This window comes from Streptomyces rishiriensis (genome assembly GCF_030815485.1).
Classification (GTDB): domain Bacteria; phylum Actinomycetota; class Actinomycetes; order Streptomycetales; family Streptomycetaceae; genus Streptomyces; species Streptomyces rishiriensis_A.
The window spans coordinates 4,404,105-4,422,805 of record NZ_JAUSWV010000002.1 but is presented as its reverse complement, the minus strand read 5'-3'; the positions used below and the strand labels follow the sequence as shown (position 1 = coordinate 4,422,805).

The window sequence follows — 18,701 nt, the reverse complement described above, 5'->3', positions numbered from 1 at the left end:
CACGGAGGCACCGGGTTGTCCTGGCCGGACGACCGCCCGGGTGACGGGGACGTGACCCAGGGTCAGATTCGAACGCCCGCTCCTAAAGGGTGAACATCCTTGCCAGCGCGGCCAGTTGCGGTGGCATATGCCTATTTTTCATGGCGGAGGTGATGCTCGATGTACGAGCAGAACGACACACCGCCGCCGGACCAGACGGCGGCACGGCAGGACGCGATCGACATCAACGACTTCGTGTTCGTGGCGACGGGGGCGCGACTCAGGAGGCTGACGACACCGGACGGAGAGCACTGGTTCGTGGCAGCCGACGTGGCCACGGAACTCGGGTACGTGAACACGCGCCAGGCGCTGCTTGCGCATGTTGCAGCAGATTGCACCAGGTCCCTGGCCGAGATTGCACAAGGCGTCTGTACAGCAGACGCCTCGCGCAAACTTGCAGCTCACAGGCTGCAAAAGACAATGAAGATGGTGAACCTCAAGGGGCTCATCAGGCTCGTCAACGGTTGCAGCAAGCCCGAGTGCGCCCCGTTCAAAGCCTGGGTCGACGAAGTCATCGAGACGGTCCAACAGCAGGGCTCCTACTCCCTGGAACCGGCCCCCGTGCAACCCGCTCCCACCGGCGGCACCGCGTACCTCATGCCCGAGCAGGTCGCCGACGCCATCGTGCGGCTCGAAGAGCGCAACCTGCGGGTTGACGAGATGCTGGCGGCCGCCGCGGGGGAGCGCAACGAACTGCTGCGGCAGATCACCGACAGCCAGAACAGGATGGCCGACGCGCTGAGGGACATCGCCGAAGCCCTCAGGCGGCCCGGACACAGCGTTGCCGCGCCGGAGTTGACCGCGCAGCAGATTCTCGCCACCTGGAAAGCGAAGAACCTCCTCGTCACGGACGACGTGCACATGGTCGCCGCCGTCCTCGCCCCGGCTCTGTCGCGCGGTGAGGCCCGTTACCGGGTCGAGGAAATCGCCGCCCGGACCGGCATGTCGCAGGATCGCGTCCTCGACTGCCTGCGCATGCTGCTCAGGCGAGGCTGCGTACGGCAGACCGGCTGCGCCGCCGACGGGGCGCCCGTGTACGTGCTGCCGTAGCGAAGCGCACCGGAACAGACAGGCCCGAAGTCGCAAACCAAAGTTGCGGCTTCGGGCCTTGTCACACCGTAGCCGGTTTCCGGCCGGCCGGAGGACTAGATGCCCTCGGCCGTCATCCCGTGCACCGCCGGAACCGTGCCCAGCCGGCCCTTCTGGAAGTCGTCGAAGGCCTGCTGGAGCTCGTCCTTGGTGTTCATCACGAACGGGCCGTAGTGGGCCATCGGCTCACGGATCGGCTGACCGCCCAGCAGCACGACCTCCAGGTCGGGCGTGTGCGCGTCCTGCTTCTCGTCCGCGCGGACCGTCAGCGAGGATCCCGCGCCGAAGACCGCCGTCTGGCCCAGGTGGATCGGCCGGCGCTCGGCGCCGACCGAACCGCGGCCGGCCATGACGTACGCGAGACCGTTGAAGTCCTCACGCCACGGAAGAGTGAGTTCCGCGCCCGGCGCGAGGGTCGCGTGGACCATCGTGATGGGGGTGTGGGTGACACCGGGTCCGGCGTGGCCGTCCAGCCCGCCCGCGATGACCCGCAGCAGCGCGCCGCCGTCCGGGCTCGTCAGGAGCTGCACGTGGCCGCCCCGGATGTCCTGGTAGCGCGGCGCCATCATCTTGTCCTTGGCCGGCAGGTTCACCCACAGCTGGAGGCCGTGGAAGAGACCGCCGGACATGACCAGCGACTCCGGCGGCGCCTCGATGTGGAGCAGGCCCGAGCCGGCCGTCATCCACTGGGTGTCGCCGTTGGTGATGGTGCCGCCGCCGCCCTGGCTGTCCTGGTGGTCGAAGATCCCGTCGATGATGTAGGTGACGGTCTCGAAGCCGCGGTGCGGGTGCCAGGGGGTGCCCTTGGGCTCCCCCGGCGCGTACTCCACCTCGCCCATCTGGTCCATCATGATGAACGGGTCGAGGTGGCGGTAGTTGATCCCGGCGAACGCACGGCGTACCGGGAAGCCCTCGCCCTCGAAACCGCTCGGCGCGGTCGTGACGGTGAGCACGGGACGTGCGACCGCGTCGGCCGATGCGGTGACGCGCGGCAGGGTCAGCGGGTTCTCGACGGTCACTGCGGGCATGTCCGTACCTCCTTGGGCGACGTGCGTCCCAGTTTAGTTGAGCATTGAACTTTCTGCTACCCGTAACGAGGGAAGCCCGTAGGACATTCCCGTGAAGAGGCGGCCATGCGGGGGCGGTGGCGCGGGGGAACCCTATGACACGGCTGTGAGGGGAAAGGGCTGATCCCCGGCGCCCGAGGGCCGACCGGGGATCAGAAGAAGGAGGGCGGAGGGGAAGAGGAGGGGGCCCTCAGCCGTACATCCGCCGCATCGCGAACTCGACCATCTGCTCGACCGCCTTCGCGTCGAACACCATCCGGTGCTCACCCTCCATGTCGAGGACGAAGCCGTACCCGGTGGGCAGCAGGTCGATCATCTCGGAGCCGGTGATCACGAAGTACTTGGACTCCTTGCCCGCGTACCGGCGCAGCTCCTTGAGCGAGGTGAACATCGGGATCACCGGCTGCTGGGTGTTGTGCAGGGCGAGGAACCCGGGGTTGTCACCGCGCGGACAGTAGACCTTGGACGTCGCGAAGACCTGCTGGAAGTCCTCCGCGGCCAGCTGCCCGGTGGTGAAGGCCCGCACGGCGTCGGCGAGGGACGGCGGGGACGGCTCCGGGTAGAGCGGCGGCTGCTGACCGTACCCGCCGTGGCCGCCGGGCATCTGCTGCTGCGGCGGGGCGTACTGCTGCTGTGCAGCACCGCCGTCCATGGGCTGGCCGTATCCGTACATGGGCGCAAGCGTACCGAGCGCGCCCGGCCCGCGGGGCGGTACGGGGGCCCCTTCCGGGGAGTACGGGACGCGTCACACGTCACAGATGACCGGTTCGGGGTTGCGACTTATTACCGACGGGTAGCATCATCGGTAGCTACTTGTTGGTACGTGAACTAGCGCGAGGATCCCAGTCCCTCGCCGATCTCTCTTTACGGAGCCGTCGCCATGGGGCACTACAAGTCGAATCTCCGCGACATCGAGTTCAACCTCTTCGAGGTACTCGGGCGCGACAAGCTGTACGGCACCGGCCCGTTCGGGGAGATGGACACCGAGACCGCGAAGAGCATCCTCGAGGAGCTGACCCGCCTCGCGGAGAACGAGCTGGCGGAGTCCTTCACGGACGCCGACCGCAACCCGCCGGTCTTCGACCCCGAGACCAACACCGCGCCGGTCCCCGCTTCCTTCAAGAAGAGCTACCAGGCCTTCATGGACTCCGAGTACTGGCGTCTCGGCCTGCCCGAGGAGATCGGCGGCACCACCGCGCCGCCGTCCCTGATCTGGGCGTACGCGGAACTCATCCTCGGCGCCAACCCGGCCGTGTGGATGTACTCCTCCGGCCCTGCCTTCGCCGGCATCCTCTTCGACGAGGGCAACGACGTCCAGAAGAAGATCGCGCAGATCGCCGTCGACCGGCAGTGGGGCTCCACGATGGTCCTCACCGAGCCGGACGCCGGCTCGGACGTGGGCGCCGGCCGCACCAAGGCCGTCCAGCAGGAGGACGGCTCCTGGCACATCGAGGGCGTGAAGCGCTTCATCACGTCCGGTGAGCACGACATGTCGGAGAACATCCTCCACTACGTGCTGGCCCGTCCCGAGGGCGCCGGACCCGGCACCAAGGGCCTGTCCCTCTTCATGGTCCCGAAGACGCTCTTCGACTTCGAGACCGGCGAACTGGGCGAGCGCAACGGCGTCTACGCCACCAACGTCGAGCACAAGATGGGCCTGAAGGCCTCCAACACCTGCGAGATGACGTTCGGCGACCGGCACCCGGCCAAGGGCTGGCTGATCGGCGACAAGCACGACGGCATCCGTCAGATGTTCCGCATCATCGAGTTCGCCCGCATGATGGTCGGCACCAAGGCGATCTCCACCCTCTCCACCGGCTACCTCAACGCCCTGGAGTACGCCAAGGAGCGCGTCCAGGGTCCCGACCTGGCGAACTTCATGGACAAGGCCGCGCCGAAGGTCACCATCACCCACCACCCCGACGTGCGCCGCTCGCTGATCACGCAGAAGGCGTACGCGGAGGGCATGCGCGCCCTCGTCCTCTACACGGCCTCCGTCCAGGACGCGATCGCCGTGAAGGAGGCGAACGGCGAGGACGCGAAGGCGGAGCACGCGCTCAACGACCTGCTCCTGCCGATCGTCAAGGGCTACGGCTCCGAGAAGGGCTACGAGCAGCTCGCCCAGTCGCTCCAGACCTTCGGCGGCTCCGGGTTCCTCCAGGAGTACCCGATCGAGCAGTACATCCGCGACGCCAAGATCGACACCCTGTACGAGGGCACCACGGCGATCCAGGGCCAGGACTTCTTCTTCCGGAAGATCGTCCGCAACCAGGGCGCCGCACTGAACTCCCTCGCCGAGGACATCAAGAAGTTCCTCGCGCTGGGCACCGGCGGCGAGGAGCTGGCCGGCGCCCGCGAGCACCTGGCCAAGGCCGCCGTCGAGCTCGAGGCCATCGTCGGCCTGATGCTGACCGACCTCGCGGCCACCGAGCAGGACGTGAAGAACATCTACAAGGTGGGCCTGAACACGACCCGCCTGCTGCTGGCCTCCGGTGACGTCATCGTCGGCTACCTGCTCCTCAAGGGCGCCGCGATCGCCGCCGAGAAGCTCGAGTCCGCCGCGACCAAGGCCCTCTCCGCGAAGGACGTGGCGTTCTACACCGGCAAGATCGCGGCGGCGAAGTTCTTCGCCGCCGACGTCCTGCCGGGCGTCACCCTGGCCCGCAAGATCGCCGCGGGTGTCGAGCTCGACCTGATGGAGCTGGACGAGGCCGCCTTCTAGCACTCAGAGGCCGCGTTCCAGGACGCATCCGCACAACCGCGCAGCACTCCACATTGTCCTCACGAGGGCCCGCTCCCCATCACCGGGGGCGGGCTCTCGTACGTCGTTAAGGTGAACCCCATGAGCGCACCCTCCCGCTTCGACCGCGGCCACACCGACGACCTCATGACGTTCCTGACGGCGAGCCCGTCGCCGTACCACGCTGTGGCGAACGCGGCCGAGCGCCTGGAGAAGGCCGGGTTCCGGCAGGTCTCGGAGACGGACGCCTGGGACGCGGAGACCTCGACGGCCTCCGCGGCGGTCAGCGGTGGCAGGTACGTGCTGCGCGGCGGCGCGATCGTGGCCTGGTACGTGCCCGAGGGCGCCGCACCGCACACGCCGTTCCGGATCATCGGCGCGCACACCGACTCCCCGAACCTGCGCGTCAAGCCGCTGCCCGACACCGGGGCGCACGGCTGGCGCCAGGTGGCCGTGGAGATCTACGGCGGCCCGCTGCTGAACTCCTGGCTGGACCGCGACCTCGGCCTGGCGGGCCGGCTGACCCTGCGGGACGGCTCGACGCGCCTGGTCGACGTCGGCCGTCCGCTGCTGCGCGTCCCCCAACTCGCCATCCACCTGGACCGGGCGGTCAACACCGACGGCCTCAAGCTCGACAAGCAGCGCCACCTCCAGCCCGTGTGGGGCCTGGCGAACGACGTGCGCGACGGCGACCTGATCGCCTTCCTGGAGCAGGAGGCCGGGCTGGCCGCCGGGCAGGTCACCGGCTGGGACCTGATGGCGCACTCCGTGGAGCCGCCCGCCTATCTGGGCCGCGACGAGGAGCTGGTGGCCGGCCCCCGGATGGACAACCTGCTGTCCGTGCACGCCGGTACGGCGGCGCTGACGGCCGTGGCGTCCGGCGGCGAGAGCCTGCCGTACATCCCGGTGCTGGCCGCCTTCGACCACGAGGAGAACGGCTCGCAGTCCGACACCGGTGCGGACGGGCCGCTGCTGGGCAGCGTGCTGGAGCGTTCGGTGTTCGCGCGCGGAGGGTCGTACGAGGACCGGGCGAGAGCCTTCGCGGGCACCGTCTGTCTGTCCTCCGACACCGGTCACGCCGTCCACCCCAACTACGCGGAGCGGCACGACCCCACGCACCACCCGCGGGTGAACGGCGGACCGATCCTCAAGGTCAACGTCAACAACCGTTACGCGACGGACGGTTCGGGCCGGGCGATCTTCGCCGCCGCCTGCGAGAAGGCCGGCGTGCCGTTCCAGAACTTCGTCTCCAACAACTCCATGCCGTGCGGCACGACCATCGGTCCGATCACCGCGGCCCGGCACGGCATCCGCACCGTCGACATCGGCGTCGCCATCCTGTCGATGCACAGCGCGCGGGAGTTGTGCGGCGACGCCGACCCGTACCTGCTGGCCAACGCGTTGGTGGCGTTCCTGGAGGGGTAGCAAGTCGGCTGCCGCGCATGGGAGTCGGGCTCCGGGGTACCCGGATCCGGTGGTGAACCGGAGTGGCCGGTACACCGGACAGGAGGCAACATCATGGGCCTCGGCGGATGCATCATCCTCATCGCCGTGGGAGCCATCCTCACGTTCGCGACCGACTGGGACATGCAGGGCGTCAATCTCGACCTGGTCGGCGTCATCCTGATGATCGTCGGGCTGATCGGCGTGACGACCTTCAGCAGCATCGCCCGGCGGCGCCGTGTGATGGTGCCTCCCACCTCGACCACGGTGGTCGAGACGGAACGGCACCAGCGCGACGGTTACAACGGCGGCTACGGCGTCTGACCGTGCGCCGGGTCAGCTGTCCATCCCGACCAGGACCAACGGCAGCCGGTCCGCCCCGCCCTCGGTGAGGCGGACCGGAACACCCCAGTCCCGCTGGTGGACATGGCAGGCGGGGTACTCGGCGGCGGGGTCGTCGTCGCACGAGGCGGCCGTCGCCGAGACGTGCAGGACGCCCTCCGGGACCGCCGGATCGAGCCGCAGCGTGCGGAAGAGATCCGTGCCCGCGCCCGCGCCCTCGAGCAGCAGCTCGGGCGGGGTCGCGGACACCAGCAGCCGGGTCGACGGACCGTGTGCGGTGTCCGGCTTCTGCCCGGTCGGCGCCTGGAAGATCACGTCCAATCGCAGGTCCCCCGGCGCTATTGCGGTCGCGGCGCGCCGGGTGCGACGGGCCACCGCGCCCGCCTCGACGGCTTCTGCCGGCAGCCGCAACCGGGTCAGCCGGTGCCGGGCCGACTCGACGACCACGATGTCCTCGCCGGCCAGGACGGCTCCGCTGGGCTCCCTCAGGTCCGTCGCCAGGGTCGTGACCTCGTCCGTCGCCGGGTCGTAGCGACGCAGGGCATGGTTGTAGGTGTCGCTGACGGCGACCGAGCCGTCGGGCAGGACGGTGACGCCGAGCGGGTGCTGGAGCAGGGCCCGGCCGGCGGCGCCGTCCCGGTACCCGAAGTCGAACAGGCCGGTGCCGATGGCGGTGTGGACGGCCCCTTCCCGGTCGACCCAGCGCAGCGCGGACGTCTCGGCGTCGGCGAGCCAGAGCCGCTCCCCGTCGGGGGTGGCCGCGAGTCCCGAGGGCTGGGCGAACCAGGCCTCGGCGCCCGGACCGTCGACGAGCCCCTCGTTCGTCGTACCGGCGGCGACGGCCACCGTGCCCTCGGCCGGGTCGTACGCCCACAACTGGTGGACACCGGCCATGGCGATCCACACCCTGTTCCCGAAGAGCGCCACGTCCCACGGTGAGGAGAGGGCGGTCTCGCGGGCCGGCCCGGAGGCCGGCGACCCCCGCCACCACTGCTTTCCGGTCCCGGCCAGGGTCGTCACCTCCCCGGAGACGAGGTCGAGGCGGCGCAGGGCGTGGTTGACCGTGTCGGCGACGACCACGGCGGAGTCGTCGAGCAGGGCCAGACCCTGCGGCTCGTTGAAGGACGCGGTGTCCACCGTCCCGTCGTCGAAGCCCCGCGCCCCCGACCCGATCCGCCGCACCACGGTCTCCCCGTCCTGCGCCAGTTCCACCAGCTGATGCCGGGTGGTGTCGCTGACCAGGAAGTTCCCGCCCGGCAGGACGAGCGCCCCGCCGGGGAAGCGCAGCGCGGTCGGCTCGGGCTCCGGCGCCACATACGGCCCGTCGCCGCGCCGCAGGGTGCCCTTGGCCCCGTGCTCTGCCTCCAGCTCGGTCACGAGTTGCTCGATGGCGTGCACATGCCCCTCACCGGCGTGCTGCGCGACGACGTACCCCTCCGGGTCGACGACGACGAGCGTCGGCCAGGCGCGGACGGCGTACTGCTTCCAGGTGGCGAGTTCGGGGTCGTCGAGCACCGGATGCTCCACCCCGTAGCGCTCCACGGCGTCGACGACGGCCCCGTGCTCCGCCTCGTGGACGAACTTCGGCGAGTGCACCCCGATGACGACGACCGTGTCCCGGTGCTTCTCCTCCAGGTCCCGCAGCTCATCGAGGACATGCAGACAGTTGATGCAGCAGAACGTCCAGAAATCGAGCACCACGATGCGTCCTCGCAGGTCGGCGAGGGTGTACTGCCGTCCGCCCGTGTTCAGCCAGCCGCCCTTGCCGATCAGCTCGGGGGCGCGGACGCGTGCGCGACGGCGGGTCGGGGCCGGGGCGGAGTCGGTCATGACCCAAGAGTGCCACCGGCCACCGACAGTCACGCCAGGGCGTGCCCCGTCGTGGCGTCCACATGGTCCGGAACGTCGTCGTGGCGGTCGCCCACGGAGAGCGTGCCGGTCGGCTCGAAGACGAGGATCTCCGTGGGGACCGGCGCGAACGGCTTGTGCTCCGTACCGCGCGGGACGGTGTACACCGAGTTCCTGGGCAGGACGACGGTGCGCTCGCCACCCGCTTCCCGCAGCGCGATGTGGAGCTCGCCGTCCAGGACGAGAAAGAACTCGTCGGTGTGGTCGTGGACGTGCCACACGTGCTCGCCCTCGACCTTCGCGACGCGCACGTCGTAGTCGTTGACGGCGGTGACGATGCGAGGGCTCCAGCGCTGGGTGAAGGAGGCGAGGGCGGTGGCCAGGGAGACGGGTTCGGTGGTCATGCGCCCAGCGTGCGGGATGCGCAGGCCGCCCCACGAGTGCTAGGAATCGCACATGCCGCAAGAATCCTCGCAGCCCGCTCGGCCGACTCGATCCACTCGGTCGGGCGGGCGGGTACCGCACCGGGTCGCCGTGATCGTGGACGAGGGCACCAATCCCTTCGAGGTCGGGGTCGCCACCGAGCTGTTCGGACTGCCCCGGCCCGAACTCGGGCTGGCCCGGCCGCTGTACGAGGTCGTGCTGTGCACGCCCGCGCGCGAGGTGCGGATGAACCACGGGTTCTTCACCATGACCGGCGGACGTGGCCTGGAGGCGGTGGACTCGGCGGACACCCTCGTGGTGCCCGGTCGGCCGGACAACGTCGTGCCGCGCGGCCCCGACGTCCTCGACGCCATCCGGCGCACCCACGCGCGCGGGGCGCGGGTGATGAGCTTCTGCACCGGCACCTTCGCGCTCGCCGAGGCCGGGCTGCTCGACGGACGCCGGGCCACCACGCACTGGATGTGGGCCGAGACGTTCCGGGCGCTGCATCCGCGGGTGCGGCTGGAATCCGACGTCCTGTTCGTCGACGAGGGCGGCATCCTCACCGCCGCGGGCAGCGCCGCCGCGCTCGACCTGGGGCTGTACGTCGTACGGCGCGACCATGGCGCGGAGATCGCCAACGCGGTCTCCCGCCGGCTGGTGTTCGCCGCGCACCGCGACGGCGGCCAGCGGCAGTTCGTGGAGCGCCCGGTGCCGGACGTGCCGGACGAGTCGCTGGCGCCGCTGCTCGCCTGGGCGCAGGGGCGGCTGGGGGAGCCGCTGACCGTGACGGAACTCGCGGCGCGGGCGGCGGTGAGCCCGGCGACCCTGCACCGGCGGTTCCGGGCTCAGCTCGGCACCACCCCGCTCGCCTGGCTGACGGCGGAAAGGGTGGCGCTCGCCTGCCGGCTGATCGAGCGGGGTGAGCAGCGGCTGGACGTGGTGGCGGCCAGGAGCGGGCTGGGGACCGCCGCGAACCTTCGCGCACGCGTGCGGCGAGAGACCGGACTCAGCCCATCGGCCTACCGGCGGCGTTTCGGACCGGCCGCCGGGGAAGCCGTAACGGCATGAGATTCCTCGTACGCGACCGGCTTCTCGGCTTCGGTGACGACTACTGGATCGAGGACGACCACGGCAACAAGGTGTACCTCGTCGACGGCAAGGCGATGCGGCTGCGGGAGACCTTCGAGCTGAAGGACACCCGTGGACGGGTCCTGATCGACATCCACCAGAAGATGTTCGCCCTGCGGGACACCATGGTGATCGAACGGGCCGGGGAGCCGCTGGCCACGATCCGGCGCAAGCGGCTGTCGCTGCTGCGCAACCACTACCGGGTGGCCCTGGCGGACGGCCGCACCGAACTCGACGTCAGCGGCAAGATCCTCGACCGCGAGTTCGCGGTCGAGTACGACGGCGAGCTGCTGGCCGTCGTCTCCCGGCGGTGGCTGCACGTGCGGGAGACGTACGGCGTCGACGTCGTACGGGAGGACGCGGATCCCGCGCTGCTGATCGCGGTGGCCGTGTGTGTGATCCACCTCGCCGACAAGGACCACGAGGACTAGGCGCGCCCGGGGAAGCGGCTGGCCGGGAGGCCGCCACCCCGCGGTTCTGGCCGCGCGGGCCGACGTGCCCCGCTGAGCGGAGAGGCGGGAGGCGACCGGGAACGGGCGGGCTGGCCAAACAACCGGGAACGGGCAGGCCGGAGGGACGACCGGGAACAGGCAGCCCGGCCGGCGACGGGAAGCGGCCACGCCGAAAGCCGGGGCCCGCGGCGGGGCGCCGGCGGCGGGCCCCCGGGACGGGGGCCGGCCGCGGCTAGGAGCGCTGCGGGGTGCGCAGTCCGAGCACCCGGTCCTTCAGGGCCGGGAACTGCTCCCGGGTCGTGGCGACCCTGGACGGATCGAACTCGACCGTCAGGACCTCCTCGCCGGAGCCCGCCTCCGCCAGCACCTCGCCCCACGGATCCACCACGATCGAGTGACCCGCCTGCGGAACTCCGGCGTGCGTCCCGGCCGTTCCACACGCAAGCACGAACGCCTGGTTCTCCACCGCACGCGCCTGAGCCAGCAGCGTCCAGTGCGCCCGGCGGCGCTCCGGCCAGCCCGCGGGGATGACCAGGGTCTCGGCGCCGGCGTCGACGAGACCGCGGAACAGTTCGGGGAAACGGAGGTCGTAGCAGGTGGCGACACCGACGGTCGTCCCGGGGAGGCGGACCGTCACCAGTTCCTCGCCCGCGCCCATCAGGACGGCCTCGCCCTTGTCGAAGCCGAAGCGGTGGATCTTGCGGTAGGCGGCGGCCAGCTCACCGGAGGGGGAGAAGACGAGAGACGTGTTGTACAGGGGGCCCTCGCCCGCGGCGGAGCCGTCGGCCGGAGCCCGCTCCGGGATCGAGCCCGCGTGCAGCCATACGCCCGCGTCGCTCGCGGCCTTGGCCATCGCCTCGTACGTCGGTCCTTCCAGGGGCTCGGCCTCACTGCCGAACTCCTCGTAGGCGAACGCTCCGGTCGTCCACAGCTCCGGCAGCACCACGAGGTCGGCGGCACCGGCCTGTTCCCGTACCAGCGCGGCGACCCGCACCCGCCGCGATTCAACCGATTCGCCCTCTTCTACAGCGATCTGGATCAGAGAGGCGCGCACACTACCACCGTCCTGGCATTCGAGTCGTCCACACAGGCCTACGATCGTCACACGAAAGCACTGCCGGGGTGCCTCACAGCAGCGTAACTTAGCGTTCCGAGACACCCGCCGACATCTGCCGCCACAAGCCACCTCCCGCTGGCAACGCCGCCACAAGCCACCCGAGTACCGACCGCCGAGGGGTCCCGTTTCCGTGAGTCTGCATCCCACCCTCCAGCCCTACGCCGACGCCTGGACCCACTCCATCGAAGCGATATCCGAGCTGGTGCAGCCGCTGGCGGAAGCGGACTGGAACCGCCGGACGCCGTGCCCCGGCTGGTCGGTGCGCGACATCGTGTCGCACGTCATCGGGCTGGACTGCGAGATGTACGGCGACCCGCGCCCCATCCACACCCTCCCGCGCGACCTGTACCACGTCACCAACGACATCCAGCGCTACATGGAGATGCAGGTGGACGTCCGCCGCCACCACACGGCGCCGGAGATGACGTCCGAGCTGGAGTACACGGTCATCCGCCGCAACCGCCAGCTGCGCAACGAGACGCGCCAGCCCACCACGATGGTGCGCGGCCCGCTCGGCACGGAGCTCACGCTCGAGGAGTCGATGCGCAAGCACGCGTTCAACGTGTGGGCGCACGAGCAGGACCTGCGCGCCGCTCTCGGCCGGCCCGGCAACCTCGACTCGCCCGGCGCGCACATCGCCCGCGACGCGCTGCTCGCCGAGCTCCCGGCCGTCGTCGCCGAGAAGGCCGACGCGCCCCGCAGCTCGGCGGTCGTCTTCGACGTGCACGGGCCGATCGAGTTCCTGCGCACCATCCGCGTCGACATCCAGGGCCGCGGCTCCCTGGAGACGGCCCCGGCGCTCGGCCCGGCCGCCGCCTTCACCCTCGACTGGGAGACGTATGTGCGTCTGGCCTGCGGGCGGGTGACGGCGGAGGCGGTCGCCGACCGGGTGAAGGCGGAGGGCGAACCGGAGCTGACCACCGCGATCCTGCGGAACTTCGCGGTCACCAGGTAGCCGGCGGCGTCCCCCGGCAGACAGAGTCGACAGACTCGACGGAAAGGGCCCGTCGTGCGATCACGACGGGCCCTTTCCGATAGGCGTTACCGGTCCGGCGGGTGTCAGCCCAGCTTGGCGAAGCCGAAGTTGAGCAGCTTCGTCGCGTCGGAGGCACGCACCGTCACGCTGGTGGAGGCCAGCACGGTACCCACGACGGTCTTGCCGTTACGGGTGGCGGCGAAGACGAGGCAGTACTTCGCCTCCGGGCCGGAGCCCGTCTTCACGCCGATGGCGCCGCGGTAGCTGCTCAGCAGCGTGTTGGTGTTGGTCCAGGCCGCCATGGTGCGGGTGGAGCCGGTCTTGGTGATCGTCTTCGCGGTGTACGACTTCTTCGCGACGATCGCCCGGAAGTTCGCGCCCTTCAGCGAGTTGCTGGCGAGCTTCGTCAGGTCCTTGGCGGTCGAGTAGTTCGACCCGTTGCCGATGCCGTCGAACGAGTCGAAGTGCGTCTTGGTCATGCCGAGCGCCTTGGCCTTGCTGTTCATCTTGGCGATGAAGTTCTTCACGCGCGCGGCCCGCGTCGTGCCCGTGCCGAACTTGTCGGCCAGGGCGTACGCGGCGTCACAGCCGGACGGCAGCATCAGCCCGTAGAGCAGCTGACGGACCGTGACCTTGTCGCCGACGATCAGACGTGCGGACGAGGCGTTGTTGGCCACTATGTAGTCGCTGTAGGCCTTCTGGATGGTGACCTTGGTGTCCAGGTTCAGGTTCGTCTGCGACAGCACGACGTTCGCCGTCATGATCTTGGTGGTGGAGCCGGTGGACAGCTTGGTGTCCATGCCCTTGTTGTAGAGCGCGGCACCGTTCGCATTGTTCATCACGAAGCCGGTCTTGGCGGCGATCGTGGGCACCGTGACGGCTTGTGCGGGTGCCGCGGTGAGGGCTCCGGTCGCGAGCACTGCGCCGACGGTGACGGCGACGGACGCGGCCCTGCGGACTCGGAGGCCCTTGGTGGCGGTTATCAACTGAAATACCCCGATTACGTCGAATGCCCCTGCGATGCGGCCAAGTTGGGGAGGGGAAAGAAGAAGGAGCCGCATGTGTGTGACACGTAAGTAGCACAGAAAGTTGTGCGCTTGCTGGACCGAATTTCCGATTACTTGACCCGGCTCTCACCCCGCCCCCGCCCGTCCCGCTTCCCACCCCGCCCCACGCACCCCTCCCGCCCCCGGCGCGGGTCCGCATTCTGGACGGGTTCCCCCGTTGCGTACGTGTTGTATCTATCCTGTGGGCATGCCGTCCTCCGCCCCGCCCGCGCCCGTCCCCGTGAAGCAACCGCCCGCCGCCGACCGCGTGTACGCGCACGTCAAGCACGCTGTACTGGACCGCCGTTACGAGGGGGGCACCCTTCTCACCGAGGGCGAACTCGCCGAGGCCGTCGGCGTCTCGCGCACTCCGGTGCGCGAGGCGCTGCTGCGCCTGGAGGTGGAGGGGCTGATCAAGCTCTACCCGAAGAAGGGCGCCCTGGTCCTGCCGGTCTCCGCACAGGAGATCGCGGACGTGGTGGAGACCCGGCTGCTGGTCGAGGAGCACGCGGCACGGAAAGCGGTTCCCGCGTCGGCCGCGCTGATCGAGCGGCTGGAGGAACTGCTCGCGAGGCAGAAGGCGCAGGCCGCGGCCGGCGATCTGGCCGCGGCCGCCGTGACGGACCGGTGCTTCCACGCGGAGATCGTCCGCAGCGGCGGCAACGACATCCTGTCGAGGCTGTACGACCAGCTCCGCGACCGCCAGCTGCGGATGGGCGTCGCCGTGATGCACTCCCACCCCGACCGGATAGCCAAAACGCTGGGCGAGCACGAGGAGATCCTTCAGGCGCTGCGCTCCGGTGACGCCGAGGCCGCCGTCGAGATCGTGCACCGGCACGTCGGCTGGTTCTCCCACCTGGCCCGCGGAGAGGTCCGATGAGCGCCGGCTCCCGCGGCCTGAACTCCACCCTTCCGGGTGATCCGCCGGGCGGACGGCGCGCGATGGCCATCTGGGGGATCGGGGTCTCGGTCTACTTCGTCGCGGTCATCTTCCGCACCTCCCTGGGGGTGGCCGGCCTCGACGCCGCCGAGCGCTTCCAGGTCAACGCCTCGGCCCTGTCGACCTTCTCCATCCTCCAGCTCCTGGTCTACGCGGGCATGCAGATACCGGTGGGCCTGCTGGTCGACCGGCTCGGCACCAAGAGGGTGCTGACGATCGGCGTCGTGCTGTTCACGGCCGGCCAGCTCGGTTTCGCCTTCTCCCCGTCCTACGGCACGGCCCTCGCCTCCCGCGCTCTGCTCGGCTGCGGGGACGCGATGACGTTCATCAGCGTCCTGCGGCTGGGGACCAGGTGGTTCCCGGCGCGCCGGGGCCCGATGGTCGCGCAGCTGGCGGGACTGGCGGGAATGGCGGGCAACCTGGTCTCGACCCTGGTCCTGGCCCGCCTCCTGCACGGCATCGGCTGGACGGCGGCCTTCGCGGGCAGCGCCCTGGCCGGAGTGGTCGTCCTGGCCCTGCTGCTGCTCTTTCTGAAGGACCACCCCGAGGGGCACGAGCCCGAACCGTTCCCGCACCAGGGCGCGGCGTACGTCCGCCGCCAGATCGCCGCGTCCTGGCGCGAGCCGGGCACCCGCCTCGGCCTGTGGGTGCACTTCACCACCCAGTTCCCGGCGATGGTGTTCCTGCTCCTGTGGGGCCTGCCGTTCCTGGTGGAGGCACAGGGCCTGTCGCGGGCGACGGCCGGTGAACTCCTGACCCTGGTGGTGCTGAGCAACATGGTCGTGGGCCTGGTCTACGGCCAGATCGTCGCCCGCCACCACGAAGCCCGGCTGCCGCTGGCCCTGAGCACCGTCGGCGCGACGGCCCTGATGTGGGCGGCCACGCTCGCCTACCCCGGCGACCGGGCGCCGATGTGGCTGCTCGTGACGCTCTGCGCGGTGCTGGGCGCGTGCGGCCCCGCCTCCATGCTCGGCTTCGACTTCGCCCGCCCGGCCAACCCGCCCGAGCGTCAGGGAACGGCCTCCGGCATCACCAACATGGGTGGTTTCGTGGCGTCCATGACGACGCTCTTCGCGGTCGGCGTGCTGCTGGACGCGACCGGCGACGACTACACGATCGCCTTCTCCTGCGTCTTCGTCCTCCAGGCCGTCGGCGTCAGCCAGATCCTGCGGCTGCGCAGCCGGGCGGCTCGGCGCGAGCGGGAGCGGCTGGTGGCGAGCCGCGTCGAAACGGTGCACGTGCCTGCGTAGAACGGCACGCCCGGCTGGGACGGCTGGGACGGCAGAGACTTGGTGGTCGGCGGGGACTGCGTTGACGGGCGGGAATGCACGCACGGCGGGACGGCGTGGACGGCCGGGACTGAACGCACGGCCGGGACCGTGGGCCGCCGGGACTGCGTGGGCTGCCGGGACTGCCGGACTGTCTGGAACGGCGCGGGCGGTGCGGGCAGCGCGGATGGCGAGGATGGCGGACGGCTCTTCCGGGCGGCCCAGGGCTAAACACGGTTGTCCGGACGGGCGTTCGACGTCTACCGTCGGGCCTCATCGACGTGTAGCTCAGTAGCCAGAGCGCCGGGCTTCAGACCCGGAGGGCGCAGGGGCGGAACCTGCCACGTCGGCTCATCGACGTGTAGCTCAGCAGCAGAGCACCGGGCTCGAGACCCGGAGGGCGCGGGGGCGGCACCCGTCACGTCGGCTTATGAACGACGACGCTGACCAGCAGCACCTCGCAGAGGCCAACCCGGGCTACGCCTCCGGCCAACTGGCCAGGGCGTTCAGCACCGCGCTCGCCCACGAAGACCCCGACACCCGCCGGCGCGCCGGGGAACGACAGCGTGCGTGGCGGTCCGTGCTGGCGGGCATGGCGAACGGCCTGCTCACCATCGGCTCCCGCACACCGGTCCGGGATCTGCCCGCGTGGGTGACACCCGAGGTCCTCCGTGGCGGCTTAGCCACCGGCGCGCCGCGCGCCGGCGGCCCCCTGACGGAGTACGAGGCCGAGGCCGCGCGCCGGGCCGGGGTGCCGCGGGACAGGCAGGCGCTGTTCGCGTACTGGCTGTCCGAGGACGGGCTGGCACAGCTCTACGAACTCCTCGACGGCGGACGGTACGAGGTGACCGTCCCCGAGGAGGCCGCCCTGCTCACCGTGGCCTGGCTGGCCCGGGCCGGGGAGACGGACGCGGCGCTCGGACTCGTCGAGGAACTCGCCCCGTTCGCCGGACGGCTGCGGTTCACGCCCCGCCCCTCCACCCGCCGGGCGCCCGACTCCGACGCGGTGCACCGGCGGACCGTCGCCGAGGCCGGCGAGCGGCTGGCGATACGGCGGACCAGCGAGGCGGTGGAGACGCAGCGGGAGGCGCTGGCCGTGTGGCAGCCGTTCGGCGACGAACTGCTCGCCCACTGGCTGGAGACCGCCGAAGCCGGTCAGCCGACCCGGGTGCTGACGCGCGCCCCCGACGCCGCCTGGCGCGGGCACGGCGCGGAACTGCTGCGCCGCTACCGCGACCTGGCCGGACGTCACACTTACTGCACCAAGCATCTCAAGCCCAAGGAGAACCTGGCCATCCTGCGCGGGGCGCTGGAGGAGACCGTCGCCGGGCGGGAACTGGACGCGCGCCGGCTGGGGCTGCTGCGGCATGCCGTCACGTCCATGGTGCGGCGGCGCGGGCTGCCCGGCTCCGCTCGGCTCGTCGCGCTGCGCCGGGAGCAGGCCGCGCAGGCGGCGCTGCCTTCGCACCACGCGCTGGCGCAGCTGGTGCTGCGGCGGCTCTCCGGGCTGGACCCGCAGGCGGGCGTGGCCGAGGTCGCGCCGCTCGTCGCCGACGTGAGCGAGGAGGAGGCGCGGGAGACGGGGCTGCCCGCGGGGGCGGTGGTTCCGGCCTGTGTCCGGCGGCCCGTCGAGGCAGCGTGGAGCGCGCCCCTGAGCACCCTCGTGGAACGCGGGGTCGTGCCCTCCGCGGAGGTGCTGGCCGAGCTCGTACCGCAGCTCGTCGCCGCCACCACCGCGCAGGCCTACCCCGACCCGGCCCTGCGCACGCTGGCGGCCGCCCATCACCGGGCGTTCGCGGGCCGCCGTTCGCTGCTGCTGCTCAACCTCCAGCGGCAGGTACGGGCGGAGGAACTGCCGTGGGTGCGGGCCGTGGCCGGGCAGCGCGCGGACGGTGCGGCGGGCGCAGTGTCGGCCGTCGCGCTGCGGCAGCTCGGTGAGCTGGCCGTGCAGGGCTTCCCCGGCACGATCCTGCCCAACCCCCTGGTCCGGGAGCTGTCCCTGCTGGCCCGCCAGGCCGAGCTGGACGCTCCGCTGGTCGAGGAGCTGGCCGCGGACATCTTCATGGGCACGTTCACGCCGAAGTTCCTCGCCGCGGCCCGGGTCGCGGCGGAGCTGCTGGGTGGCGGCTCGCTCTACGAGCGCTACTACGCCATCGACTACCGGGCCGTCCACAACCTGGCGATCGCCGAGGCCGGCGAGGCGCTGACGACGTCGTACGGGGCCAGGACCTCGCCCGGGTTCGCGAAGCTGTGCGTCGAGCGGGCCGAGGCCGGCTCGTCCCGGTCGCGGCGCGGAGACGGATCGGTGGCCGCGAACGGCAAGGTGATCGAGCAGGCGCAGATCCTCACCACGCACAACCTGGCCACCCTGGTCCACCGGGTCGGCATCGCCCCGGCCGCGGGCTGGGCGGAGCTGGCCCGCCGCTCTTTCGTCACCGTGTGTCGGCTGACCGGCCGCGTGCACGGCAACCCCCGCCCGCTGAGCACCATCAAGGACGTGGCCTACGCCTGGCGGCAGCTGGTGTTCCACCTGTCCCTGTGCACCCCCGGCGAGCGGGCCCGCATGCCGGGCCGGCTGTCGGAGGAGCTGGCCCGGCACCCCGGCCATGTGGCGGGGCGACTGGCCCCCGCCCTGACCGGCCTGCACCAGGTCGCCGAGGGCGGCCGGGCGGACGAGGGCGCCGGCCGGCTGCTCCTCGGCTGGACCACGGACGGACACTGGCTGCGTCCGGACCCGGCGTCGGCGGGCTGAGACCGCCGGGGCGTGGGCCGCGCTCCCT

General features: G+C 71.0%; 16 protein-coding genes and 1 tRNA gene. 11 read left to right on the top strand and 6 right to left on the bottom strand.

From position 1 onward, the window contains the following. The first annotated feature begins 159 nt into the window (after positions 1-159). A complete protein-coding gene (locus QF030_RS22180; protein WP_307164390.1) occupies positions 160-1,089 on the top strand; it encodes a BRO-N domain-containing protein in 930 nt (309 codons plus the stop codon). Between the two features lie 95 nt (positions 1,090-1,184). On the opposite strand, the gene QF030_RS22175 is transcribed toward QF030_RS22180, so the two are convergent. Further along, positions 1,185-2,156: a pirin family protein gene (locus QF030_RS22175; protein WP_307164389.1), complete on the bottom strand. Its 972-nt coding sequence runs from the start codon at positions 2,154-2,156 to the stop codon at positions 1,185-1,187. Positions 2,157-2,385: 229 nt separating this feature from the next. Then, positions 2,386-2,868: an SseB family protein gene (locus tag QF030_RS22170; RefSeq protein ID WP_028806966.1), complete on the bottom strand. Its 483-nt coding sequence runs from the start codon at positions 2,866-2,868 to the stop codon at positions 2,386-2,388. A gap of 207 nt (positions 2,869-3,075) precedes the next feature. Here QF030_RS22170 and QF030_RS22165 point away from each other — a divergent pair, with 207 nt between their 5' ends. The 3 genes from QF030_RS22165 (at position 3,076) to QF030_RS22155 (ending at position 6,702) form a co-directional block, all read left to right on the top strand. Then, complete coding sequence (locus tag QF030_RS22165) at positions 3,076-4,917, top strand: acyl-CoA dehydrogenase (RefSeq protein ID WP_307164388.1); 1,842 nt, start codon at positions 3,076-3,078, stop codon at positions 4,915-4,917. Between the two features lie 120 nt (positions 4,918-5,037). Next, positions 5,038-6,360, top strand: coding sequence for a M18 family aminopeptidase (locus QF030_RS22160; RefSeq protein ID WP_307164387.1), 1,323 nt, complete (start codon positions 5,038-5,040; stop codon positions 6,358-6,360). 93 nt (positions 6,361-6,453) lie between these two features. Further along, on the top strand, positions 6,454-6,702 hold the full coding sequence (locus tag QF030_RS22155) for a DUF6458 family protein (RefSeq protein ID WP_054242050.1): 249 nt from the start codon (positions 6,454-6,456) through the stop codon (positions 6,700-6,702). A 12-nt stretch (positions 6,703-6,714) separates the two neighbouring features. On the opposite strand, the gene QF030_RS22150 is transcribed toward QF030_RS22155, so the two are convergent. Both QF030_RS22150 and QF030_RS22145 read right to left on the bottom strand, forming a co-directional pair. After that, positions 6,715-8,550 (bottom strand): NHL domain-containing thioredoxin family protein, encoded by a 1,836-nt coding sequence (locus tag QF030_RS22150; RefSeq protein ID WP_307164386.1) that lies wholly within the window; start codon positions 8,548-8,550, stop codon positions 6,715-6,717. A gap of 29 nt (positions 8,551-8,579) precedes the next feature. Then, positions 8,580-8,972 (bottom strand): cupin domain-containing protein, encoded by a 393-nt coding sequence (locus tag QF030_RS22145; RefSeq protein ID WP_307164385.1) that lies wholly within the window; start codon positions 8,970-8,972, stop codon positions 8,580-8,582. Between the two features lie 52 nt (positions 8,973-9,024). Here QF030_RS22145 and QF030_RS22140 point away from each other — a divergent pair, with 52 nt between their 5' ends. Then, positions 9,025-10,062, top strand: coding sequence for a GlxA family transcriptional regulator (locus QF030_RS22140; RefSeq protein ID WP_307164384.1), 1,038 nt, complete (start codon positions 9,025-9,027; stop codon positions 10,060-10,062). Further along, on the top strand, positions 10,059-10,553 hold the full coding sequence (locus QF030_RS22135) for an LURP-one-related/scramblase family protein (protein WP_307164383.1): 495 nt from the start codon (positions 10,059-10,061) through the stop codon (positions 10,551-10,553). The genes QF030_RS22140 and QF030_RS22135 overlap by 4 nt, the downstream gene beginning before the upstream one ends. A gap of 253 nt (positions 10,554-10,806) precedes the next feature. Here QF030_RS22135 and QF030_RS22130 read toward each other — a convergent pair whose 3' ends face one another. Beyond that, positions 10,807-11,628, bottom strand: a complete 822-nt coding sequence (locus QF030_RS22130) for a carbon-nitrogen family hydrolase (RefSeq protein WP_307164382.1) — start codon at positions 11,626-11,628, stop codon at positions 10,807-10,809. Between the two features lie 193 nt (positions 11,629-11,821). Between QF030_RS22130 and QF030_RS22125 the strand changes: the two genes are divergently transcribed. Then, on the top strand, positions 11,822-12,646 hold the full coding sequence (locus QF030_RS22125) for a maleylpyruvate isomerase family mycothiol-dependent enzyme (protein WP_307164381.1): 825 nt from the start codon (positions 11,822-11,824) through the stop codon (positions 12,644-12,646). A gap of 104 nt (positions 12,647-12,750) precedes the next feature. On the opposite strand, the gene QF030_RS22120 is transcribed toward QF030_RS22125, so the two are convergent. After that, positions 12,751-13,653: a D-alanyl-D-alanine carboxypeptidase family protein gene (locus tag QF030_RS22120; protein WP_307164380.1), complete on the bottom strand. Its 903-nt coding sequence runs from the start codon at positions 13,651-13,653 to the stop codon at positions 12,751-12,753. 268 nt (positions 13,654-13,921) lie between these two features. Between QF030_RS22120 and QF030_RS22115 the strand changes: the two genes are divergently transcribed. From QF030_RS22115 to QF030_RS22100, 4 genes are all read left to right on the top strand, one after another. After that, complete coding sequence (locus QF030_RS22115; RefSeq protein ID WP_307164379.1) at positions 13,922-14,593, top strand: GntR family transcriptional regulator; 672 nt, start codon at positions 13,922-13,924, stop codon at positions 14,591-14,593. Between the two features lie 62 nt (positions 14,594-14,655). Then, positions 14,656-15,903: an MFS transporter gene (locus QF030_RS22110; protein WP_373428908.1), complete on the top strand. Its 1,248-nt coding sequence runs from the start codon at positions 14,656-14,658 to the stop codon at positions 15,901-15,903. A gap of 373 nt (positions 15,904-16,276) precedes the next feature. Continuing rightward, a tRNA-Ser gene (locus QF030_RS22105) sits at positions 16,277-16,348 on the top strand. A gap of 3 nt (positions 16,349-16,351) precedes the next feature. Then, positions 16,352-18,673, top strand: coding sequence for a hypothetical protein (locus tag QF030_RS22100; protein WP_307164377.1), 2,322 nt, complete (start codon positions 16,352-16,354; stop codon positions 18,671-18,673). Positions 18,674-18,701: the final 28 nt, after the last annotated feature.

What these genes read in the sequence shown, in the direction of transcription:
- QF030_RS22180 (WP_307164390.1), top strand. Translation starts at nt 160, where the DNA reads ATGTACGAGCAGAACGACACACCGCCGCCGGACCAGACGGCGGCACGG.
- QF030_RS22175 (WP_307164389.1), bottom strand. Translation starts at nt 2,156, where the DNA reads ATGCCCGCAGTGACCGTCGAGAACCCGCTGACCCTGCCGCGCGTCACC.
- QF030_RS22145 (WP_307164385.1), bottom strand. Translation starts at nt 8,972, where the DNA reads ATGACCACCGAACCCGTCTCCCTGGCCACCGCCCTCGCCTCCTTCACC.
- QF030_RS22150 (WP_307164386.1), bottom strand. Translation starts at nt 8,550, where the DNA reads ATGACCGACTCCGCCCCGGCCCCGACCCGCCGTCGCGCACGCGTCCGC.
- QF030_RS22160 (WP_307164387.1), top strand. Translation starts at nt 5,038, where the DNA reads ATGAGCGCACCCTCCCGCTTCGACCGCGGCCACACCGACGACCTCATG.
- QF030_RS22100 (WP_307164377.1), top strand. Translation starts at nt 16,352, where the DNA reads ATGAACGACGACGCTGACCAGCAGCACCTCGCAGAGGCCAACCCGGGC.
- QF030_RS22140 (WP_307164384.1), top strand. Translation starts at nt 9,025, where the DNA reads ATGCCGCAAGAATCCTCGCAGCCCGCTCGGCCGACTCGATCCACTCGG.
- QF030_RS22115 (WP_307164379.1), top strand. Translation starts at nt 13,922, where the DNA reads ATGCCGTCCTCCGCCCCGCCCGCGCCCGTCCCCGTGAAGCAACCGCCC.
- QF030_RS22170 (WP_028806966.1), bottom strand. Translation starts at nt 2,868, where the DNA reads ATGTACGGATACGGCCAGCCCATGGACGGCGGTGCTGCACAGCAGCAG.
- QF030_RS22165 (WP_307164388.1), top strand. Translation starts at nt 3,076, where the DNA reads ATGGGGCACTACAAGTCGAATCTCCGCGACATCGAGTTCAACCTCTTC.
- QF030_RS22135 (WP_307164383.1), top strand. Translation starts at nt 10,059, where the DNA reads ATGAGATTCCTCGTACGCGACCGGCTTCTCGGCTTCGGTGACGACTAC.
- QF030_RS22110 (WP_373428908.1), top strand. Translation starts at nt 14,656, where the DNA reads ATGGCCATCTGGGGGATCGGGGTCTCGGTCTACTTCGTCGCGGTCATC.
- QF030_RS22155 (WP_054242050.1), top strand. Translation starts at nt 6,454, where the DNA reads ATGGGCCTCGGCGGATGCATCATCCTCATCGCCGTGGGAGCCATCCTC.